General features: G+C 63.0%; 16 protein-coding genes. 6 read left to right on the top strand and 10 right to left on the bottom strand.

All coding sequences use genetic code 11. The annotated features are described in order from the left end of the window. From EG244_RS16255 to EG244_RS16240, 4 genes are read left to right on the top strand one after another with little or no spacing between them, the layout of a single operon-like run. A complete protein-coding gene (locus tag EG244_RS16255; RefSeq protein ID WP_124966236.1) occupies positions 1-1,176 on the top strand; it encodes a rhamnan synthesis F family protein in 1,176 nt (391 codons plus the stop codon). Further along, a complete protein-coding gene (gene neuC, locus EG244_RS16250) occupies positions 1,173-2,297 on the top strand; it encodes a UDP-N-acetylglucosamine 2-epimerase (RefSeq protein ID WP_124966235.1) in 1,125 nt (374 codons plus the stop codon). The genes EG244_RS16255 and neuC overlap by 4 nt, the downstream gene beginning before the upstream one ends. Further along, the gene (locus EG244_RS16245) at positions 2,294-3,535 is read left to right on the top strand and encodes a 3-deoxy-D-manno-octulosonic acid transferase (RefSeq protein ID WP_124966234.1); all 1,242 of its coding nucleotides are present in this window, start codon (positions 2,294-2,296) and stop codon (positions 3,533-3,535) included. The genes neuC and EG244_RS16245 overlap by 4 nt, the downstream gene beginning before the upstream one ends. A gap of 11 nt (positions 3,536-3,546) precedes the next feature. Next, positions 3,547-4,800: a 3-deoxy-D-manno-octulosonic acid transferase gene (locus EG244_RS16240; protein WP_233589041.1), complete on the top strand. Its 1,254-nt coding sequence runs from the start codon at positions 3,547-3,549 to the stop codon at positions 4,798-4,800. Positions 4,801-4,846: 46 nt separating this feature from the next. On the opposite strand, the gene EG244_RS16235 is transcribed toward EG244_RS16240, so the two are convergent. The 4 genes from EG244_RS16235 to EG244_RS16220 are packed head-to-tail and all read right to left on the bottom strand — an operon-like array spanning position 4,847 to position 7,935. Beyond that, positions 4,847-5,638, bottom strand: a complete 792-nt coding sequence (locus EG244_RS16235; protein ID WP_124966232.1) for an SDR family NAD(P)-dependent oxidoreductase — start codon at positions 5,636-5,638, stop codon at positions 4,847-4,849. After that, the gene (locus EG244_RS16230) at positions 5,631-6,329 is read right to left on the bottom strand and encodes an acylneuraminate cytidylyltransferase family protein (protein ID WP_124966231.1); all 699 of its coding nucleotides are present in this window, start codon (positions 6,327-6,329) and stop codon (positions 5,631-5,633) included. Before EG244_RS16230 ends, EG244_RS16235 begins: the two co-directional genes overlap by 8 nt. Then, entirely contained in the window at positions 6,326-7,267 is a 942-nt protein-coding gene (locus tag EG244_RS16225; protein WP_124966230.1) for a Gfo/Idh/MocA family protein, read from the bottom strand. The genes EG244_RS16230 and EG244_RS16225 overlap by 4 nt, the downstream gene beginning before the upstream one ends. A 26-nt stretch (positions 7,268-7,293) precedes the next feature. After that, positions 7,294-7,935 carry a GntR family transcriptional regulator gene (locus tag EG244_RS16220; protein ID WP_158617334.1) on the bottom strand — a complete coding sequence of 214 codons (642 nt, stop codon included), beginning with the start codon at positions 7,933-7,935 and terminating at the stop codon, positions 7,294-7,296. Positions 7,936-8,029: 94 nt separating this feature from the next. On the opposite strand from EG244_RS16220, the gene EG244_RS16215 reads away from it, so the two are divergent. After that, positions 8,030-9,007 (top strand): bile acid:sodium symporter family protein, encoded by a 978-nt coding sequence (locus EG244_RS16215; RefSeq protein ID WP_124966228.1) that lies wholly within the window; start codon positions 8,030-8,032, stop codon positions 9,005-9,007. Between the two features lie 129 nt (positions 9,008-9,136). Here the strand turns inward: EG244_RS16215 and EG244_RS16210 are convergent, their stop codons facing one another. The 6 genes from EG244_RS16210 to EG244_RS16185 are packed head-to-tail and all read right to left on the bottom strand — an operon-like array spanning position 9,137 to position 16,940. Continuing rightward, a complete protein-coding gene (locus tag EG244_RS16210) occupies positions 9,137-10,948 on the bottom strand; it encodes an ABC transporter ATP-binding protein (protein ID WP_124966227.1) in 1,812 nt (603 codons plus the stop codon). A gap of 20 nt (positions 10,949-10,968) precedes the next feature. Further along, the gene (locus tag EG244_RS16205; protein WP_124966226.1) at positions 10,969-12,771 is read right to left on the bottom strand and encodes a gamma-glutamyltransferase family protein; all 1,803 of its coding nucleotides are present in this window, start codon (positions 12,769-12,771) and stop codon (positions 10,969-10,971) included. Between the two features lie 15 nt (positions 12,772-12,786). Then, positions 12,787-13,656, bottom strand: a complete 870-nt coding sequence (locus EG244_RS16200; RefSeq protein ID WP_199738006.1) for an ABC transporter permease — start codon at positions 13,654-13,656, stop codon at positions 12,787-12,789. Continuing rightward, positions 13,653-14,600: an ABC transporter permease gene (locus tag EG244_RS16195; protein WP_124966225.1), complete on the bottom strand. Its 948-nt coding sequence runs from the start codon at positions 14,598-14,600 to the stop codon at positions 13,653-13,655. The genes EG244_RS16200 and EG244_RS16195 overlap by 4 nt, the downstream gene beginning before the upstream one ends. Before the next feature lie 57 nt (positions 14,601-14,657). Further along, the gene (locus tag EG244_RS16190) at positions 14,658-16,166 is read right to left on the bottom strand and encodes an ABC transporter substrate-binding protein (protein ID WP_124966224.1); all 1,509 of its coding nucleotides are present in this window, start codon (positions 16,164-16,166) and stop codon (positions 14,658-14,660) included. 18 nt (positions 16,167-16,184) lie between these two features. Further along, positions 16,185-16,940: a FadR/GntR family transcriptional regulator gene (locus EG244_RS16185; protein ID WP_124966223.1), complete on the bottom strand. Its 756-nt coding sequence runs from the start codon at positions 16,938-16,940 to the stop codon at positions 16,185-16,187. A gap of 431 nt (positions 16,941-17,371) precedes the next feature. Here EG244_RS16185 and zwf point away from each other — a divergent pair, with 431 nt between their 5' ends. Further along, positions 17,372-18,814: a glucose-6-phosphate dehydrogenase gene (gene zwf / locus EG244_RS16180; protein ID WP_124966222.1), complete on the top strand. Its 1,443-nt coding sequence runs from the start codon at positions 17,372-17,374 to the stop codon at positions 18,812-18,814.

Genomic DNA, 18,814 nt, shown 5'->3' with positions numbered 1-18,814 from the left:
ATGGCTCTGCCCCTCTGGAAAGTGAAACGTGAGCTGAAACGCCTGGTCTTTCAGCTGCAGGATCTGCCGCGCCGGTTGCGCCAGCTGCCGGGGCAGCTGCGCCATGATAAAACGCTGGCGGAATATGACGCCAATTTCGATCAGGCCACCCGCCTGATCCCGGGCGCGGCTCTGCCGGGGCCGAAGGTGGCTTTGTTGGTCATCTATCAGCCCCGCGGCCTTCCGGCCTCAATCTTTCACACCATCGAATATCTGACCCGCCACGGCTATGCGGTGCTGGCGGTGCTGAACACCCCGCTGCCAGAGGGCGATCTGGCGCGGCTGACGGCCCTGTGCTGGCAGGTGCTGGAGCGGCCGAATTTCGGCTATGACTTCGGCGGCTACCGTGACGGCCTGCGCATTCTCAACCGCCAGGGCGTAACGCCTGACCGGCTGATCATCATGAACGACAGCGTCTGGTTCCCCTTTCAGGGCGACCCGCTGGCGCAGATGGAGGCCGCGCTGGAGGCAGAGGGCCTTGACGGCCTGGGCCTCAACCAGGACCAGAAGCTGCGCCGCGACGCCAGTGGCGCGGAAAGCTTTGAGACCCGCCAGCTCGAGTCCTATTTCTTCCTCTTCTCCGGCGCGGCTGCCCGCAGTGAGGCTTTTCAGGCCTTCTGGCAGGGCTACCGGATGTCGAGCGACAAATCCTATACCATCAAACACGGCGAGGTGGGTTTCTCGACCTGTCTCATGGAGCGCGGTCTGCGCCTGAAGGGCATGATCCGCCGCCAGGAGTTCCTGCAGGCCATGGAGGAGGCCGGGGTCGAAGATCTGCGCCTTGCCCTCGATTACGCCGTTTATGCCGATGAACACCATGCCCGCGACGGCGCGGCGCTGCTGGCGGGCTATGACGGCTCGCCCGACTGGCGCGCTCAGGCGCTGGCCCATGTCAAAGCCGTGGCGCTGCGGCGGCCCTTCAATGTGGGCTTCCCGCTTGCGGCGGACCGGCTTTTCGGCACAGCCTATGTGAAGAAAAACTCGCAGGCCTTTTTCCACCGGATGCGCATGCAAATTCTTCGTGGCATCGACAGCGGGCTGATTGCGCCGCCGCCGCCTGACCTTCTGTCGGAGTTCCGCGCGATGGTCGAAGACTATGAGCGCAACCCACCCGCCAATGCGGAGCGTACTTTGTGACCCGTAAAATCCTCTTTCTCACCGGCACCCGGGCAGATTTCGGCAAGCTTGAACCCCTGGCCGCTGCGGCGCGGGATGCGGGCCATGAGGTCAGCTTTTTCGTGACCGGCATGCATATGATGGACCGCTACGGCCTGACCCGGCTGGAGGTCGAGCGGATGCCCGGCGTCAAAAGCCACGGCTTTCTCAACCAGCGCCCCGGCGATCCGCAGGATGTGATCCTGGCGAAAACCGTCATCGGATTTTCGGATTATCTCGCCGAGCATCGCCCCGATCTGATCGTCATTCACGGCGACCGCATTGAGGCGGTGGCGGGGGCCATGGTCTCGGCGACCAATTACATCCGCTCGGCGCATATTGAGGGCGGTGAGGTCTCGGGCACCATTGATGAGGTCTTCCGTCACTGCTGCACCAAGCTCTGCACCCATCACTTCGTCTCCTCTGAACAGGCGAAGCGGCGGGTGATGTCGCTGGGCGAGCCGGAGGATGTGATCCATGTCATCGGCTCTCCCGAACTGGATTTCCACGCCCGCCCCTCCGGGGTGACGCTCGATGAGGTGAAGGCGCGTTATGCAATTCCTTTCAAGGACTTCGGCATCGCGATCTTCCATCCGGTGACCTCTGAGCAGGCCACCATGGGCGCGCAGGCCGAAGCGCTTTTCGGCGCTCTGACCGAGTCGCGGCGCAATTTCGTGGTGGTTGCACCGAACAATGATCCCGGCTCTGACGGGATTTTCGCGGTGCTGAAGAGCCTGCCGGAAGAGCGTTTCCGGGTGCTGCCCTCGATGCGGTTTGCGCATTTCTCGGAGCTGATGAAAAACGCCTCCTGCATGGTGGGCAACTCCTCGGCCGGGGTCCGCGAAGCGCCCTTCCTGGGGCTGCCCTCGCTGGATGTCGGCACGCGGCAGTCGAACCGCTCGGAAGCCGGGTCGGTGACTTCTGTGAAGGCCTCGGACCGTGGGGTGATCCTTGGGTTTTTGACCAATCAATGGGGCAAAAACCATGGCCGTGATGCGGGTTTTGGTGAGGGGTTGGCCTCGGATCAGTTCCTTAAGGTGCTGAATGATCCCGGTTTCTGGACCCGCTCGCTGCAAAAGGCCTTTGAGGATCACAGCGCATGAGCCTGCAGCTTCAGGCCTATCTTGCGGCCTCGCGCCTTCTGCCGCTGGTCGCGCCAAAGCTGCTGGCCCGCCGCCTGGCAAAGGGCAAAGAAGAGGCCGCGCGCTGGCGTGAAAAGCTGGGAGAGCCGACACTTCCGCGCCCCGATGCGCCGGTCATCTGGCTGCATGCCGTGGGCGTGGGTGAGGTGCTGGCCCTGCGCGGGCTGATCGTGCAACTGGCCGATCTGCGCCCGGATGTTGAGTTTCTGGTGACTTCTACCGCGCGGTCCTCGGCTGAGGTGATGGGCGGGCAACTGCCGCGCCGCACCCGCCATCAGTTCCTGCCGGTCGATGCGCCGCAATATCTGGCGAAGTTTCTTGACCACTGGAAACCCAGCCTTTCGATCTGGGCAGAGCAGGACCTCTGGCCCGGTGCAGTGGTTGCGGCCGACCGGGCGGGGATTCCGCTGGCCATGGTGAATGCGCGGATGAATGACGCGGCCTTCGCGCGTCGCGAAAAGGCGAAAAGCCTTTATGGCAATCTTCTCAAGCGCTTCCGTCTGATTACTGCCCAGGATGCGGTGACGGCAGCCAACCTCAAAAAGCTGGGGGCGCAGGCGGTTGAGGTGACGGGCTCGCTGAAATCTGCAGCTCCGCCGCTGGCCGCCGATAAGAACGCCCTGGAGCTTGCACGGGTGGCGCTGGAGGGGCGCAGGCCCTGGCTTCTGGCCTCCTCGCATCAGACGGATGAGGCGATTGCCCTGAAGGCGCAGGTGCAGCTTCACGCCGGCGATCCGGCGCAGCTTCTGGTCATCGCGCCGCGCGATCCGCAGCGCGCCTCTGAGATTGCGGCGGCCGCCCGGGCCATGGGTCTGACCGTGGCGCAGCGTTCCAAAGGTGAGGGGCCAGGCCAGGCGGCGGTCTGGATCGCCGATACCTTTGGCGAGCTGGGCCTGTGGTATCGCCTGATCCCGGTGGCGCTGATCGGCGGCACCTTCTGCAGGATTGAGGGGCATAACCCCTGGGAGCCGCTGGCACTTGGCGCCGCCGTGCTGCACGGGCCGCGCACCGCCAATTTCGCCGCTGATTTCGCGCAGTTGGATGTCTCGGGCGCCGCCCTTCCGGTGACGGAAGGCAACCTTCTCGCGGCGCTGCAGGCGGATCATATGCCGCAGCGGTCGCGGGCCTCGCAGATCGTCCATGCGGCGCGGGGCAGCCTGCGGCCGCTGGCGCGGGATCTGCTGGATCTGGTGGCATAATGCGGGCGTTTTTGCTGTTCTGGTCCGCGCTCTGGACCGTCTCGCTGCCGCTGATCCGGGGCTATCTGCGCAAACGCGCGAAGAAAGATCCGCTTTACGCGCAGCATCTGCCTGAGCGCTTTGGCCGCTATGAGACCCCGCGCAGGGGTGCGGTCTGGTTTCACGCGGTCAGCCTTGGCGAGGTGCGCTCGGCGGTGCCTTTGATGCGCGCCATGCTGGAGGCCGGAGAGCATCTGCTGATCACCTGTTTCACCCCCGCCGGACGGCGAGAGGCCGAGCGGGTTTTCGCGGGAGAAGCCGTGCAGGTCGTCTGGGTGCCGCTGGAACTGGAGCGCTGCTTTAAACGCTTCTTTAATGCCTTTGCCCCCAAACTCGGCCTTGTGATGGAGGTTGAGATCTGGCCGCGCATGGTGCAATCGGCCCGCGATCATGGCGTGCCGCTGTTGATGTGCAACGCGGGCTATCCGCTGAATTCGATGATGCGCGACCGGGGTTTTCCGCTGCGCCCCGCCGTCATGCGCCGCTTTGCCGGGGCGCTGGTGAAGTCCGAGCTGCAGCGCGAGCGCTTTCGCGAGGTGGGCGTTGAGCCGATTTTTGTGACGGGTGAGTTGCGGTTTGATCAGCCGATCCCGCCCGCTCATCTGGAAAAGGGCGCGCTGGCGCTTGCCGCACTGGCGCAGGGGCGTCCGGTCATTGGCCTCGCCTCAATCGTTGAGGGGGAGGAGGAGTTGATCCTCTCGGCCATCGCGCGGGCGCTGACAGAGCTGACCCCGCGCCCGCTGATCGTGCTGGTGCCGCGCGCGCCAGAGCGCTTTGCCCCCATGGCAGAGGCGCTGACAGAAATGGGCGTCAATTTCGCCCGCCGCTCAGAGCTTTTTGACAAAGATCTGACGCTGAAGGATCCGGCGCAGATTGATCTGCTGCTGGGCGACAGCATTGGCGAGATGTATTTCTACCTCTCCCTGACCGACCGGGTTCTGGTGGGCGGCGGTTTCACCCCGAAAGGCTCGCATAATATCATTGAGCCGCTGGCGCTTGGCAAACCCGTGGTGGTCGGCCCCGATATTTCCACCATCGAATATCCTGCGGTCGAGGCGATCCGCGCGGGCGTCTGCCTGCAGGTCGGCCCCGATCAGGTGCTGCGCGCCTTCAGCGCAGAGGGCTGGCCTGGCCCCAGGCCCGATCAGATCACGGCTTTCCTTGAAGAACATTCCGGCGGCACCCGCCGCGCCATGGAAGCGCTGCAGCCCTGGCTGCAAAAATAAGAAAAGCCCCGGCAGAGTGATCTGCCGGGGCTTTCTTTACAAAGACTTACCAGCCCGAGAAGCCGCCATCCACATTGACCAGCTGCCCGGTCATATAGCCCGCGGCCTTCGAGGCCAGGAAGAGCATCGCATCGGCGATCTCATCGGGCTTTGCCATGCGGTTGAGCATGATCAGCTCGCCCACGCGGCGCTGGAATTCATCGGAGTGACCGTTGAAGACGGCCCCCGGCGCGATGGTATTCACCGTTGCACCCCGGTCCGCCCAATAGCCCGCCAGCCAGAGCGTCAGCCCGTGGATGCCCGCTTTTGAGACGCCATAAGCCGAGAAGTTCTTAAACGGCATGCCGTCATAGATGCGGTGATGCGCGCCGTTCAGCGCATACATCGAGGCCACATTGATCAGCGTGCAGGGATATTTGCCCACAATATCGCGGTCCATCTGACGGGCGACCATGAAGGGCGCGGTCAGATTGGTGCGCATGGTCTTTTCCCAGTCCTTCACCTCAAGATCGGCGAAATCCGGAAAGCCCTTGCCCGCGCCCATCAGGAGTTCCCCGGTGATGGCGGCATTGTTCAGAACGACATTCGGCTCCCAGCCGTCGGCCAGGATGCGTTTGAAGATCTCAGTGACCTGATCTTCTTCCGAGACATCCAGCTCATAAAAGCGGAAGTTCTCATTGCCGGCATGGGCCTCTTTCAGCGCCTCGGCGCGATGGCCGGGAAGATCCGACCCGATGACCCGCGCGCCCTCATCCAGCATGCGGCGGACATAGGTGCTGCCCAGCACCCCGCCCGAGCCGGTGATGAAAACGGTGCGGCCCGTAAGTTGCTCAGCCATTCTGCGCCTCTTTCAGCAAAAATTCGACAAGACGGAAATCAAACTCGCTGTCGATATCCACGCAGCGCTCAGGCGGCATCAGGAAGGGGATCACGCGCCCCTCCCACAAGCCCTTGGAGCGCCGCAGATACTCCGGCGAGACCACATAGGTCGAAGCCGCATGCTCATAGACCACCGGCGCCTGTTGGCGCGCAACCACGCCCCCCGGCAGCGGTTTTGAGACATGCAAAGCGCCGCTGGCATCGGGCTCAACGAGGTTGAAATAGGGGTTCTTGCGCGCCTCACAGCAGGACATCACCATATCGGGGTCCTGCTCATCAAAGAGGATCAGCGCATTGGTGATATCCTCCGCCAGCCGCAGCGGCGAGGTGCAGTCGAGGTCCAGAAAGGCCTCAACCGACGCATCCAGAAGCGGCTGAGAGACCTCCAGCGCATGTTGCCAGACGCCCCATTTGCCCGCCCCGTCGGTCGCCAGATGATCCGGGCGCAGCCCGATCTTCAGCGCGCCTTTGGCGATGGCATGCTCATAGATTTCCTCATCGTCGGTCGAGACCACGACCGCATCGACCGAAGGATGCGCGAAAAGCTGATCGAGCGACCAGTCGATCAGCGGCCTGCCGCAGATCTCACGAAAGTTCTTGCGCGGCACGCCCTTAGAGCCTTTGCGCGCGCCGATATGACCAAGGATCATGGGAGTTCCTTATCGATGGTTCCAATGAAAGAGCGGGTCTGCCAGCAGTCAGCGACCAGGCGGGCCGAAGCCAGCGCCAGATCCAGCCGGGGCAGATGTTCAATATCTGAGGGGGCGCGGCCTTCGACCAGCGCCAGAAAATCGCGCGAGATCGCCATGAACATGGCGTTGCGCTCCAGCGGGCGGTCATGCTGCGTCACGCCCGAGAGGGTCTCTGTGCGGTAGTCCTGCGCCACATAGTCAAACTGATGCCGCGCGCGGGTGCCGCGCAGGATCGCCTGGCGGTGCATGCGCGGCGTCAGGTAATCCATGGTCACCTCACCGGTCACCTGCGTATTGCGCAGTGAGATGCGGCTGGCCATATCCACCCCCGGATAGGCCGCATGACCCTGTGCCTCCACCATGACCGGTGCAAGGCCCGGAAACAGGCAGGCCGCCATATCCAGCTCATGACACAGATCCAGCAGCACGCCGCCGCCCTCGGCCCGCGCCGCATAGCTTTCTGAGAAGCGCCAGTTCTGCCGCCACTGCGTCACATCATGCCCGATGGTCAGGGAAAACTGAAAAATATCAGAGAGGTCCGTTGCCGCCAGCACCCGGAACGCCGGATGATAGCGCATCATATAGCCCAGCATCGAGCGATCGGCGACGGCGCGCGTCACATCGGCAATCACCGCCAGCTCATCGCGCTGAAAGGCCAGCGGCTTCTCGATGAAGAGCGGCTTGTCCATCCGCGCGGCGATCTCAATCAACGGCAGCCGCAGATCGGTGGCCGTGGCCACCACCAGCGCATCATGGTCTGCCAGATCGGCCTCAAGCCCCGCAAGTCCCCAGCCGCGCCAGCCCTTCAGCGTGACCTCAGCCCCAAGCGCGGCCAGGTTTTCCGCATGACGCCGCCCGATGGAACCCGCGCCCGCAACAAGAATTTTTGTGACCATAGACGGCCTCCTTACGGCGGCCGAGGTTACGCGCTTTCCGCCGCCGCCGCCAGCACCGCCAGCGAGGCCCGCGCCGAGGCCCGCAGGTGATCGCGCATGATCCGGCCGGCCAGCGGCGCGTCCCTTGCCGCAATGGCCGTCACCAGCTCCGCATGCTCCAGTGCCGAGCGCTGCCGCCGCGCGTCTGAGCGCAGCTGCGCCCCGCGCAGGGCATCAAGCCGTAGCCGCATCTCCCCGGCCACCCGTGCCAGCTCGCGATTGCCCGCCATTGCGCAGATCCGCTCATGAAGCTGCAGGTTCAGATCCGGATAATCCGCCGCCTCTGCAGCCTCCATCCGCCGCGAAAGCTCCTCCAGCGCCATGACCTCCGCCAGCGTCCCGCGATGCGCCGCCATCCCGGCCAAAAGCCCCTCCATCTCAGCCAGCGCCTCAAACTGATCGAGCAAGAGATCGCTGTCGGGCCGGATCACCTCCATCCCGCGCCCCGCGCGCCGCTGCGCCAGCCCGCGCGCGCAAAGCTCGCTCAAAGCCTCCCGTACGGGGGTGCGCGAACAGCCGAATCGCTCCGCCAGCGCGACTTCTTCAAGGCGCGCGCCTGCGGGCAGAAGTCCCGTCAGAATATCTGAGCTGATCTGATCGGCCAGTCGCAGAGCAAGCGTCTGAGTCATCGCGGAGTTTCCCTTGGAATGCATACATAACCAGAGTATCAGCGCTTCCAGCGTATACAACACCCGGATCGTCGGGTCTGCACAGGAGGCCGCAATGTCACTCAGCCGGATCGAGGGCGCACTCAGGCGCTTCGGCCTTGACCGCTATATGATGCTCCTGGTTCTCACCGTGCTGCTGGCCACCTTCGCGCCGGCCCGCGGAGAGTTCGCCGGGATCCTGCGCCAGATCACCTGGTGGGCCGTCTCGCTCCTCTTCTTCATCTATGGCGCAAAGCTCTCTACGGCGACCATTCTCACCGGGCTTGCGAACTGGAAGCTGCAGCTCGGGGTGCTTTTGTGCACCTTCGCGCTCTTCCCGCTGCTGACCCTTGCACTCAAGCCGATGATCGCCATGGGCCTGCCGGTCGCCATCGGCGTGGGCTTTCTCTATATTGGCTGCATGCCCTCAACGGTGCAAAGCTCAATCGCTTTCACCTCCGTCTCAAATGGCAATGTCGCAGGCGCGGTCTGCGCGGCTTCCATCTCCAACCTGATCGGGGTGATCCTTTCGCCCCTCCTCTTCATGACGCTGATCCCCGGCAACAGCGGTTATGGGGTTGAGCCTGCGGCGATCTGGAAAATCGTGCAACAAATCCTGCTGCCCTTCGCCATCGGCCAGCTTTGTCGCCCGCTTTTGGCGAATTTCCTCAATAAATACAAAACTCCGACCCTGGTGGTTGACCGCGGCTCGATCCTGCTGATCGTCTATTCCGCCTTCTCCGCGGGGGTGGTGAACGGCATCTGGCAGGTGGTGCAGCCCGCGCAACTCTTCATGCTCATTGGCTTTTGCGCCGCTCTTCTGGCGATCGTCATAGGCATCGCCATCAGCGCCGGCCGCCTTGCGGGCATGTCAAAGGCCGATCTTCTGGCGCTTTTCTACTGCGGCTCCACCAAAAGCCTCGCCACGGGCCTGCCGATGGCCGGGATCCTCTTTGCAGGCCAGGATATCTCTCTGATCGTGCTGCCGCTGATGGTTTTTCACCTGCTGCAACTCGTCGTCTGCGCCATCCTCTCCCAAAGGATCCGCGCCTGAGGCCCCCCGGCCTGCGGTTTTGGCTTTTTAAAAATACTCCCGGGTGGGGTCCGGGGAGGGCAGGCAGCCCTCCCCGGCGCTCGCCAATAAAAAGCCCCCGTGCCAGTGAGGCGCGGGGGCTTTTTTAAATCAGGCACTCATCACGAAATGCCCCGGTCCCGCTTCGCGGTAGCTGCGCACCGGCGGCACAAAGCCCAAAGGCCGCACCGGCGATTTCAGCTCATCCACCGGCGTGTTGCGGCGCAAAGCGCGGCGGTCCGGGTCCGGCACCGGCACGGCAGCAATCAGCTTTTTGGTATAGTCATGCTGCGGATTGCCAAAGACCTGCGCGCGCGGGCCGATCTCAACGATTTCGCCGAGATACATCACCGCCACCCGGTGGCTGATGCGCTCGACCACCGCCATATCATGGCTGATGAACAAAAACGCGATCCCCAGACGTTCCTGCAGATCCATCAACAGGTTACAGACCTGCGCCTTGATCGAAACATCCAGCGCCGAGACGGACTCATCCGCCACAATGACCTTCGGCTCCAGCCCCAGCACCCGCGCAATCGCCACCCGCTGGCGCTGCCCGCCGGAAAACTCATGCGGGTAACGGTCCATCATGGCCGAATTCAGCCCGACCTGGTCGAGAAGCTCCGCCGCCCGTGCCCGCGCCGCCTGACCCTTGGCGATGCCGTGTTTGATCAGCGGCTCGGCCACCGCCTGGCCCACTGTCATCCGCGGGTTCAGCGAGGAGAAAGGGTCCTGGAAGATCATCTGGATATCGCGCCGCATGGCCTGCATCTCAGAGCCTGAGAGCTTCAGCACATCGCGGCTTTGCAGCGAAATCTCACCGCCGCGCGGCTCGACCAGCCGCATGATTGAGCGGCCGGTGGTCGATTTCCCGCAGCCCGATTCCCCGACCAGCGACAGCGTCTCGCCAGCCCAAAGATCAAAGCTGACCCCCTCGACCGCATGAACGGCCCCCGTGGTGCGGTTCAAAAGCCCCGATTTGACGTCAAAGCGCGTCGCCAGGTTTTTCACAGACAGCAGCGGTGCCGCGGCGTAATCCACCGGACGCGCCTGGGGCGGCAGCGGCGAGATCGCCCCGCTTGCCATATCGACGCGCGGGAAGCGCAGCGGTTTATCGGCCCCCTCCATCGCACCAAGCGCCGGAACGGCGGCCAGCAGCGCGCGGGAATAGGGGTGCGCGGCGTCACGGAAGATCTTTTCCGTGGTGCCGGTCTCGGCCTGATCGCCGCGGAACATCACCACGGTGCGGTCCGCGATCTCAGCCACCACGCCCATATCATGGGTGATGAAAAGAACCGCCATACCCTCTTCCTGCTGCAACTCCTTGATCAGATCAAGGATCTGTCCCTGGATCGTCACATCAAGCGCGGTGGTCGGCTCATCGGCGATCAGCAGTTTCGGACGTGCTGCCAGCGCCATGGCGATCATCACCCGCTGGCGCATCCCGCCGGAAAACTCATGCGGATATTGGTCAAAGCGGCGGTCGGCATTGGGGATCCGCACGCGCTCCATCATGGCGATGGCGGCGCGGCGGGCCTCGTCTTTCGACATCTCTTTGTGGCGGATCAGCACCTCGGCGATCTGCCGCCCCACGGTATAGGCGGGGTTGAGAGAGGTCATCGGCTCCTGGAAGATCATGGCGATTTCATTGCCGCGCACATCCTGCATCCCGCGCTCAGAAAGCCCAAGCAGGTTGCGGCCATTGAGGATCACTTCCCCCTCAATCCGGCTCGCATGCGGATCAAGAAGCCGCATCACCGAAAGCGAGGTCACCGATTTCCCGGAGCCCGATTCCCCCACCACAGCCACGGTTTCCCCGGCGTGGATGTCAAACCCCATATTGCGCACCACCGATTTCCAGCCCGCTTCCGTGCGGAAAGAGGTGGTGAGGTTGCGGACACTCAGAACGGGTTCAGTCACGATACCATACTCCTCGCAAAGCCTCAGCGGCCTGCGGCATAGGCCTGCATCAGGCGGGGGGTGGCGGCGGCGCGCAAAAGGCCGTCCTCATCACGGCGGGCAGCGGTCAGACGACCAATGTCCCAGGGGCCCGAGACGGTGACCTTATGGCCGCGGGCTTTCAGATCGGCGATGGCCTCGGCACCGATGCGGTCTTCGATCATCATAACGCCCGGATCCATGGTGCGCGGATAGAACGAGGCCGGGAAATGCGAGCTGTGAAACAGCGGCCCGTCAATCACCTGCTGCAGATTCAGCCCGGTGTGGACATAGCGCAGGAAGAAGCCCAGCTGCCACTGGTCCTGCTGATCGCCGCCGGGCGTGCCAAAGGCCAGCGTCGGCCTGCCGTCTTTCAGCGCGAGCGAGGGGGTCAGCGTGGTGCGCGGGCGCTTGCCCGGTGCGAGCGAGGTCGGCAGACCCTCTTTCAGCCAGAACATCTGCGCGCGCGAGTTCAGGCAGAAGCCCAGCCCCGGAATGATCGGCGAAGACATCAGCCAGCCGCCCGAAGGCGTGGTCGAGACCATATTGCCCCAGCGGTCGATGACATCGATATGCACGGTATCGCCGCGTTTTTCGGTGTTTTTATCCTCAGCGGTCGCAAGATGCGCCATGGTCGGCTCATAGACCGCCTGGCCCTTCTGCGCGCCAAGGATCTCCATGGCCAGCGCGACCTGGGCTTCAAAGCCCGGCACCACGCCGGGGCGCAGCTCCAGCGAGGCCTGATCGGAGATCAGCTTTGCGCGCCCGGCGTTATAGGCATCCGACAGCAGATGCTCCATCGGGATCTCGGCAAAATCCGGATCGCCGTAATAGACCTCACGGTCGGCATAGGCGAGCTTCATGGCCTCGATGACGGTATGGACGAACTCCGCGCCCATCGGGTCCATAGTGGCAATATGGGTGTGCTTCAGGAGCGCGAGGGTCTGGGCGAAGACCGGGCCCTGGCCCCAGGGACCCTGTTTGCAGATCGTCCAGCCTTCGTAGTCATAGGTCAGCGGGGCCTCGATGGTGGCTTTATAGCCCGCCAGATCCTCCGCCGTCAGCACGGCTTTGTGCCTGCTGCCGCTGGCATCCATGACCTCAGCGGTCTTCAGCCATTCCGCCATCTCAGCCGCGATCTCACCCCGGTAGAAGAAGTCACGCGCGGCATCGATCTGCGCTTCACGGCCGTCCACTTTCTCGGCGGCCTCAACAATGCGGGTCCAGGTGCGGGCGAGTTCCGGCTGTTTGAAGAGCTTTCCGGCCTCAGGCGCTTTGCCGCCCGGCAGCCAATGCGCATGCGAGGTCGGCCATTCCTTCTCAAAGAATTCCGCCAGATCTTTGATGGTATTGGCGACGCGCGCCAGCAGCGGATGGCCGTCGCGGGCATAGCCGATTGCAGGCTCAAAGACCTCCCGCACCGACATGCTGCCATAATCGCGCAGCATCAGCATCCAGCCGTCGAAAGCGCCGGGGATCACGGTCGAGAGAAGCCCGTCGCCGGGGATCAGATCAATGCCTTCAGCCTTATAATGCGCGATGGTGGCACCTGCAGGGGCGGGCCCCTGGGCGCAGATCACCTCAACCTTGCCGGTTTTTTCGCTGTAGAAAATGGCGGGCATATCGCCGCCAAAGCCGTTCAGATGCGGCTCAACCACGATCAGCGTCAGTGCGGTCGCGACGGTCGCGTCAAAGGCATTGCCGCCTTTTTCGAGAATCGACATGCCAACGGCGGTCGCGATCCAATGGGTCGAGGTGGTCACGCCAAAGGTGCCGGTGATCTCAGGGCGGGTGGTAAAAGTGCTCATGTCAAATGTCCGTCTTCAGTGTTCACGGGGGTCCAGCGCATCGCGCAGACCGTCGCCCAGAAGGTTAAAGCCAACCACAACAAGGAAAATCGCAAGGCCGGGGAAGAGGGCATAGGTCGGGGCCTGGCTCAGGAAGTTCTTCGCCGTGTTCAGCATCGACCCCCAGGAGGGCGCGGGCGCCTGTTGGCCCAGACCGAGGAAGGAAAGCGAGGCTTCCGCAATGATCGCGGTGGCGATGGTCAGCGCGGCCTGCACAATGATCGGCGGCACGATATTGGGCAGAATATAGCGCGACATGATCTCAAAGTGGTTAAGACCCACGGCGCGGGCGCCCTCGACATAGTCTTCCGCCTTCACCGCCAGCACCTGGCCTCGCGTCAGACGGATGATGATCGGCATGGCCGAAAGCCCGATGGCGATCATGGCATTGGTCAGCGACGGCCCGAGGAAGGCTGCAAGCGCAATGGCCATGATCAGGAAGGGCATCGCCAGCAGCGCCTCGGTGATGCGCGAGATCACCATATCGACCCAGCCGCCGAAATAGCCCGCCAGAAGGCCCAAAGGCACCCCGGTCACCAGCGCAATGGCCACCGAAATCGTGCCCGCCAGCAGCGAGGCGCGGGCGCCCCAGATCATCCGCGAGAAGATATCGCGGCCGATCTCATCGGTGCCCATCCAATATTGCGCATTGGGCGCAAGGCGGATGGCGGTCCAGGAGGTGGCATTCGGATCGGCAATCGGCAGCAGCGGTGCCAGGATCGCCAGCAGCGCGATCGGCAGAATGATCAGCGCGCCGATGATGGCCGAAGGATTGCGCCGCAACGAGCGCCAGGCGCGGGAGGGCTGCTTTTTCGGCAGCGCGGGGGATTGAACAGCAGAACTCACAGCTGGGCCCTCAGACGCGGGTTGAGAAGGACGTAAAGCACGTCAGCGATGATATTGAGCAGGATGAAACCTGCCGCCGTGCAAAGCACCACGCCCTGGACCACGGCATAATCGCGGGTGAAGACCGCATCGACGATCAGCTTGCCGAAACCCGGAATGGTGAAGATCTGCTCGGTCAGAACCGCGCCTGCCAGCAGTTCGCCGAACAGCAGCGCCGTCAGGGTGATGATCGGCAGCACCGCGTTGCGGAAGGCATGGCCCAGCACCACATTGCGGCCCGCAAGGCCCTTGGCCCGCGCGGTGCGGATATAGTCGGACTTCAGCACCCCCATCATCGACGAGCGGGTGTGACGCAGCAGCGTTGCCGCCAGACCCGTGGCCAGCACCAGGGCGGGCATGATCATGGTCTTCATCGACAGCGCGAAATTCTCAAGCGGCGAGACATAGCCCGAAGCGGGCAGCCAGTTCAGGTTCACCGAAACCAGCAGGATCAGCATGATCCCCAGCCAGAAATTCGGCACCGAAAGCAGCGTCAGGGCAATGAAATTCGCGGTATAATCGCCCGCGCGGCGCTTGCGCACGGCGGCATAGATGCCTGCGGGCACGCCAAAGAGAAAGGCAATGCCAAGCGCCATAGTGGCGAGTTGCAGGGTCACGGGCAGCTTTTGCCCGATCAGTTCCAGCACCGGCTGTCCGGTGCGCAGAGAGGTGCCGAGATCCCCGGTCAGCGCCGCTCCGATCCAGCGCAGATATTGCACGATCAGCGGATCATTGAAGCCCAGCTGTTCGCGGATGGCTTCGAGAGTGGCGGGATCACGTTCTTCGCCTGCCAGGGCCAGCACCGGATCACCGGGCAGCAGCTTTTGCAGGAAGAAGACGAAAACGGAAACAAGCAGAAGGGTGGGGATCGCCACCAACAGCCGCTTGGCGAGAAAGATATGCATGGCCGGGGTCCGCACGGGCCGCCTTCGGGAAGAACCCGAAGGCGGCGGGTTTCAGGATCAGTCGTTCAGTTTCACGCCCTGCAGGCGGATCATCGCATCCGGATAGGCGGTGAAACCCTCCAGTTTTGCGGTGAAGCCATAGAGGTATTTCTGATGGCCGATGGTGATGATCGGCAGCTCATCGGTGACGATGGCGGCAAATTCATCATAGTTTGCTTTGCGGGCTACCGGATCGGTCGAGGCGCGGGCCTCATCGAGCAGGCGGTCCACTTCGGGGTTGTTATACTTCGGATCGTTCAGACCACCCTTCGAGTGGTAGAAGGTGTGAACGTTGCCATCCGGATCCGGACGGCCCGACCAGTCCGAGCGGGTCAGCTCATAATCACCGGCGGATTGGTTATCGAGCAGCGTCGCAAATTCGGTCGACAGGAGCGAAAGGTCAAAGCCTGCTTCTGCGACCATGGCCTGGATCATCTGCATGGTCTGAGTGACAACCGGGTTGTTGTGATGCTTCAGCGTCACGGCCACACGGTCAAAGCCTGCCTCTTTCACAAGGGCTTTGGCTTTTTCGATGTCGCGCGGCTCCACCGGCAGATCCTGGTTGTACCAGGGCGAGGTCGGCGGCCAGGGCTGGTTGCCCGGCAGCGCGCCGCCCGAGAAGACAACCTGGTTGATCGCCTCGCGGTCGATCGCCGCCGAAAAGGCCTGACGCAGCGCTTTGTGCTGGCCCATCGGCTTTTCAGCATTCGGGCCATTGCCCATGTTCACATACATGCCCATGGAGCCAAGGCCCACCGCTTCGGCATAGCCGAGCGAGGCATCGCCCTGCACGATGCCCGCATCGGTGGCGGCAATCCGGTCAACCAGTTGCACATCGCCCGAACGCAGGTTGGCCAGACGCACGGTGGTATCCGGGATCGGCAGGAAGGTCACCTTGTTCAGGTGGATCGCATCCGCGTTCCAGTAATCGGCGAATTTCTCCAGAACGATGCGGTCCTGCGCCACGCGCTCAACGAATTTGAACGGGCCTGCGCAGACGGGGTTCGCACCGAAGTTCGCGCCAGCCGCCTCTGCGGCTTTCGGCGAGACGATCATGCCGGCGCGGTCGGACAGCTGGGCAACCAGCGAGGCATCGGGCTTTTTCAGCGTGAAGGTGACCTGCAGCGGGCCGGTGGCCTCAACCGAGTCAATCGAGGCCAGCTCTGACTTGCGGCGGCTTTCTTTCAGGTTGATGTTGCGGTTGATGGTATAGACCACCGCATCCGCGTTCATCACTTCGCCGTCGTGGAATGTCACGCCGTCGCGCAGGTTCATCACCAGCTTCAGCCCGTCGTCCGAAAAGGCCCAGTCGGTGGCCAACATCGGCACCAGCTCAACATTTTCGTTCACATCCACCAGCTTATCGCAAAGCGACGCATAGACGATCCGCCCCACAAAAGAGCGCGACTGCGCCGGGTCGAGCATGTCAGGATCGTCCTGCAGCGCGATGCGCAGGTCCGCAGCCTGACCGGCAAAAGCGAACAGGCAGCCGGCAAGGGCGGTGGTGGCAAGGGTTTTCCAGGTCATGGTGAGACTCCTCAGGGCTCAGGACGGAAGGACGGGCGGGGCGGCATTCAAAGCAGGAATGCCCAGGCTTTCGCGGCTCAGACGCCGCAGCCAGCGGTGCTGAACGTCGAGAAGATGGTCACACATCGCCTGACCGGCGCGCTGGCTGTCGCGGGCCTCGATGGCCTCAATCAGGGCGAGATGGTGGAAATTGACCTGCTCGGTCATGCCAGCCTCGGTGCGGGCGTTTTCGCGGGTCATCTGCCAGAAGGGCTCTTCGCGGATGCGGTTCATCACATCAAAGAGCGACAGCAGGATCCGGTTGCGGGCGGCCAGCGCAATCTGGCGGTGAAAGGCGCCGTCCCACAGCTCACAGGCCTCAGGGTCAGAGGCCTCGATGCTGCGCCGGTTCAGCTCTTTCATGCGGGCGACGTCATCGCCGGTGGCGCGCAGGGCGGCCAGCTGCGCCAGCTGCGGCTCAATGCGCAGGCGGGTCTCAATCGCTTCCTCGACCGTGGTGCCGGGCAGCGTGGCATTGATCTGGCTTTCGAGATTGCTGCGCGGTGAGCCGATCCAGGTCCCCGCCCCCTGACGGCGCCAGATCAGCCCCTCGGTCTCCAGCACCTCAAGCGCCTGACGCAGCGCATGGCGGGTGATGCCCAGCTGCGCGGTCAGCTCGCGCTCGGTCGGCAGCTTCCGGGTGCCACCCGCCGCAGAACTGGCGATCAGCTGACGCAGTTCATTGAGCGCGAAGTTCGCGCCCTGGGTTTGGGACAGATCGGAGGTGCCGGGCATGAGTCAACCATTTCATTATTGGTTGCATTGCTTTTGTCCCGAAATCTCCGGCATGGGAATATGATAGTTTCAATTTCTGCAGGTTTCGGGTGATTTTATGACAATTAGAGGGTCATGATCTTGCTGATGATTAATTTTTAATCTTTTGCGGGGCTGGATGCTTACGCATCATCCTCGCGCCGTCGAATTGGTTGAAAATGGTTGCGGGCCTTTGCGCGGGGCTTTCGGACCTCTGAGGGGCGGTTGCCGGCTGCCTTCGGGAAAGGGTATCTCACCCCGTTTCCCCGCGTTTCCATCCGCTTGACAACCGAAGGGGGTTTTCCGCCCCCCGGGGTTGCGGCCTTCTTTCGGTGTCGCAGGAGCGGTGCTAGACTGCCCTGCGGCGTCTGACGGCGCCTGTCGGTTAAGCCCCTGAGGGGCAGGGGGCGATTGTGGTTTCACGTGTGATTCCGGTTGAAGCGTTCGATCTGGTGGTCTTTGGGGCCACGGGCGATCTGGCCTGCCGGAAGATTTTACCAGGTCTTTATCGCCGCTATCTGGGTGGTCAGGTCACAGAGCACTGCCGTATCATTGGCGCAGCACGGGGTCCGATGACCCGCGCGGACTGGCAGGCGATGATTGAAAAGGCGCTGAGCCAGCATGTCGCGAAAGACAAGCTGAAGGCTGAAAAAGTCGCGGGCTTTCTGGAGCGGCTGGAGTTTGTCACCGTCGATGCGCGGGGCGATCACGGCTGGTCCGATCTGGCCGCGATGATGCGCGAGGGCGTGGTGCGGGCGTTTTACTTCTCCGTCGCACCCGATCTTTTCGGTCCGCTGGCCGAGCGTCTGCGCGCCCATGATGTGGCCGATGCGGGCAGCCGCATCGTGGTGGAAAAGCCCTTCGGCCATGATCTGGAGACGGCGCGGGAGTTGAATGCCACGCTTGCGCAGCACTTTGACGAGACGCAGATCTACCGGATCGATCACTACCTTGGCAAAGAAACCGTGCAGAACCTGATGGCGGTGCGCTTTGCCAATATTCTTTTTGAGCCGCTCTGGAATGCGCAATACGTTGATCATGTTCAGATCACCGTGGCCGAAACGGTGGGGGTTGCCGGGCGCGGGGCCTATTACGACCGCGCGGGCGCGATGCGCGATATGATCCAGAACCATATGATGCAGCTTTTGTGCCTCATCGCCATGGAGCCGCCCTATCATTTTGATCCTGATGCGGTGCGCGATGAAAAGCTGAAGGTGATCCGCGCGCTGGACCCGGTGCGCCCGGAAGATGTGGTGCGCGGCCAGTATGAGGCGGGCGAGGGCTTGTCTTATTCCGATGAGGCGGGAAACCCCGACAGCCGGACCGAGAGTTTCATGGCCCTGAAGGTGCATATCTCGAACTGGCGCTGGAAGGGCACGCCGTTTTATCTGCGCACCGGCAAGCGGCTGAAGGCACGGGCCTCAGAGATTGCGGTGTTCTTCAAACAGCCGCCGCATACGATTTTTGATGATGCCTCCGGCTGGCAGGAGAACCTTTTGGTGATCCGGCTGCAGCCGGATGAGGGGATGAACCTTAAGGTCATGATCAAAGAGCCGGGCCCGGGTGGCATGCGCCTCGTGCGGGTGCCGCTCGATATGTCCTTTGCCGAAGCGCTGGGGGCGGAGGGTGCGGATATGCCCGACGCCTATGAGCGGCTGATTATGGATGTGATCCGCGGAAATCAGACACTGTTTATGCGCGGCGATGAAGTGGAGGCCGCCTGGAGCTGGGCGGATCCGGTGATCGCAGCGCATGAGGGGCGCCGCCCGCTGGCCTATGCCGAAGGGACTTCCGGTCCGCTGGCGTCAGACCGGCTGATGGCGCGGGACGGACGGGTTTGGAGGGAGCTGCATTAA

The sequence above is a fragment of the Falsigemmobacter faecalis genome (assembly GCF_003863335.1).
Taxonomy (GTDB): Bacteria; Pseudomonadota; Alphaproteobacteria; order Rhodobacterales; family Rhodobacteraceae; genus Wagnerdoeblera; species Wagnerdoeblera faecalis.
Note: the sequence above shows the minus strand (reverse complement) of the source record. Positions and strands in the feature narration are given on the sequence as shown.